General features: G+C 68.1%; 2 protein-coding genes and 1 pseudogene. 2 read left to right on the forward strand and 1 reads right to left on the reverse strand.

Going from position 1 to position 2,810, the window contains the following annotated elements; genetic code table 11:
* Window positions 1–151 precede the first annotated feature (151 nt).
* Complete coding sequence (locus tag BFF77_RS35390; protein ID WP_141698618.1) at window positions 152–361, forward strand: hypothetical protein; 210 nt, start codon at window positions 152–154, stop codon at window positions 359–361.
* A 232-nt stretch (window positions 362–593) separates the two neighbouring features.
* Here the strand turns inward: BFF77_RS35390 and BFF77_RS32165 are convergent, their stop codons facing one another.
* Window positions 594–2,102, reverse strand: coding sequence for a hypothetical protein (locus tag BFF77_RS32165; protein WP_066957097.1), 1,509 nt, complete (start codon window positions 2,100–2,102; stop codon window positions 594–596).
* Window positions 2,103–2,617: 515 nt separating this feature from the next.
* On the opposite strand from BFF77_RS32165, the pseudogene BFF77_RS36415 reads away from it, so the two are divergent.
* Window positions 2,618–2,810 (forward strand): annotated as a pseudogene (locus BFF77_RS36415) (ISL3 family transposase); the annotation flags it as partial.

The following is a 2,810-nucleotide window of genomic DNA, read 5'->3' on the forward strand; positions in this document are numbered from 1 at the left end:
CCTCACCCAGCACATGCGCGCCGGGCTCTTCTAGGACTTGTCCGGCCGATCATGTGACTACTTCGTGCTCGGGTCGTCGTTGAGGACATGGGGCGGGGCGGACGAGCGTGCCCGTGGGGGGCGATGGCGTCGGGGGCGCTTCGAACTGGTCATGTGCGTCACCGACGATGTCGGTTTCGTTCCGCAGGCCGAGCGGCGGGTGGTGGAGCAGACCAACGGCATCCTGATGTCGCAGCGTAGGCTCGTGCGGGACGACGAACACCTCACTTCTTCCTCCGCATCACGGTTCTGCTGGGCCGTAAGCGCCGTGATGACCCGCCGCCTGACCGGCGTCCCAACCCTGGCCTGGCGTGGAGCATGAACCACGACGACCTGACCCTCGGTGCGGTCCTGGTCCGCCTGGACCAGCGCGAACGCGACCTCGCCACCCCACCCCGGCGCAAGCCCTGTGCGAGGAGGCGGTGACGAGCGCGTGCGTTCTCTAGTGCCTGGACCGTAGCAACGGCCGCTCGGGCATCGTCGCGCCTGACTGCGTCTACGAGCGCGCGGCACCGTCACTCGGCCAGCGCCCACTCACCGAACGAAGCGTCGTCCTAATCCCTGACCTTGAGGAAGCGCATCCGGGTTGCGCCATTGCTGTCGGTGCCGCCGGCCTCGGCGTTGGAGATCTTGCCGCCGGTGAGGACGAACATCAGGTGCAGGCGGACCGTCCGGGGGCCGGAGGCGACCGCGTACTCGGTCATGATGTGTGTGGTTCCGCCTTGCTGCTCCTGCCTCGCCGCGTTGATCGCCGCGATCTGGGTGAAGCTCGTCAGGAGGGTGTCCGTGGTCTCGTCCCTGAGCCAGCCGATGATGTAGCCGCTGCCGCCGGTGGCGGAACCGAGCGCGTACCGTACATCGCTGTCGATGTGGTACACCCCGGCTTCCGGGAGCACGATGTCGGACTCGGGGATCGGCACGTCGGTGCCTGCCCGGGCCAGGAGGTTGGCGTGCTGCCCCTCGGCGTTGAGGAACGCGCTCACCGGCGTGAGGCGGGCGCCGATCTTCCACCTTTCGGGGCAGCCGGGCGTCCCGGTGACGTCGATGTCCACCGACCGTTCGGTGCTGCTGTTGCCGCCAGGAGCGATACCCGTCAGGTCGATCCGCGGCACGAGCAGCCCACCGGTCGTGTTCCGTGCGGCATTGCACGGGGACGGATCCAGAGCAGGCGTGTCAGGCGCGTACAGACACCCGTCGCTGCCCCGGGTGATGGCGTTGCCCCGGTCTGTGGAGATGCACGGAGGGCGGGCGGTGGCGCATCCATCCTGGCAGGAGGCGACCGGGACGACCGGCGGGACCGCGGCGTAGGGAGTCGAGCCGTCGAGGGTGTCGGTCGTGCAGGTGACCGTGCCGTCGCAGTTACGGCAGGTCGTACGGAGGAACGGCCTGCCGCAGCCCGGGGCGGACGCCTGGACGGTGAGGACGAAGCTGTCGACGGTCCACTGCTTGGGGCCGACTCGGCAGGTGTCGTCGTTGCCTGTTTCCAGGTTGAGCTCGACGACGATCTTTCCCGCGAGGACGTCCGCGAGGGACACGGTGGTCGGTGGGATGACGCCGTTGTCGTCACCGCCTGCCGGCAGATCGGGCGGGCCGAGGAGATCGGTGCGGATCGGGGTCGTGCCGTTCCAGAGGGCGAAGCGGCCGTACAGCTGGCAGGCCGCGTTCCTGCCGTCGTTGTGGACGTGGACCGAGGCGCTGATCGTGACGCTGGTGGGGTTGCCGCGCAATGACGTGGGGTCGATGTGCACGACGCCGGCGAGCCAGGTGTGCTGGCCGTTGTGCGTCCCGTCGTCGGCAGGGAACGTGCCCGTGCCGCTGTTCAGGATGGTCTGGGCGACGACAGGGTCCAGTGCGGCGTGGGTGTTGGCGATGGTGTAGTACGGCGTCGGGTCGGTGCTGCTCGCGGTCGCCGCGACCCAGTACGGCGCGGAGTCGCGCAGTGGGGTCGTCTCGCAGTGCTCGCACGGCTTGGAGCCGGGACAAGTAACGGGGGGACAGGCCGGCTTGGAGGGCTGACAGCCGCCGATGGCGATGGGGGACTGCCCGCAGCCGCATCCACTCATGGGTCAACTCCTGTTGTGAGGTGGAGTGGTGGCAGTGGCGGTGTGCCCCGTGACCACTTTGGCGCGGTTGGGGCACGAGGTGGTGGTGCGCCGGCTCGTCGGCCAAAACGGATGAAAGCCGAGAGGGCAGGCGCGTTGAGGGATACCGGCGGACCTGAAGTCGGCCGCGCAACCGGGGAGCGGAAGAAGACCGTCTGGCGGACCGTTCGCCGGGTCATGGCTGACATGACGTCGATCGTCATCCAGCTACGTGTTCCCGCAGCCGGTCATGTCCTTGGGATGGGAAACAGAAGCGGCCGTGTCGGCCCCTCTTCGCGATTCTGCTGCTGGTACTGGGCAAACCGCGTCGGGTGCTCGGACGTAGGAATAACTGAAGCTCAGTCACTTGTCTTCTTCGTTGCCATCCCTAATGTACTATCCCATGACCTGTCGGGCATTACTCCGTTAGAGTGGGCGATTTCACCGTCAGGGTGGCAGAGCGCTCACTTTTCCGCCGGCGTACGAGCCAGGAGCGGATGGCCGACCGGGCCCCGCTACCTCCGGCCCTTCATACCGAGAGCGGTTCGCCACGGCCCAGCGTGTACCGGTTCGCCGAACGCGCCCGAGCCGAGCACGCCACCGTCTGCGCGCTGCCGGCCGTCGGACACAGCCGCCGTGCGATCCAACGACAGCTCGGCATGACCTACCGCACCGTCCAACGGCCGGCCG

The sequence above is a fragment of the Streptomyces lushanensis genome (genome assembly GCF_001700515.1).
In the GTDB taxonomy this organism is placed as follows: Bacteria; Actinomycetota; Actinomycetes; order Streptomycetales; family Streptomycetaceae; genus Streptomyces; species Streptomyces lushanensis.

Bases quoted from the DNA above. Each gene is read 5' to 3' on its own strand.
- BFF77_RS35390 (WP_141698618.1), top strand. From the start codon at position 152: ATGTGCGTCACCGACGATGTCGGTTTCGTTCCGCAGGCCGAGCGGCGG.
- BFF77_RS32165 (WP_066957097.1), bottom strand. From the start codon at position 2,102: ATGAGTGGATGCGGCTGCGGGCAGTCCCCCATCGCCATCGGCGGCTGT.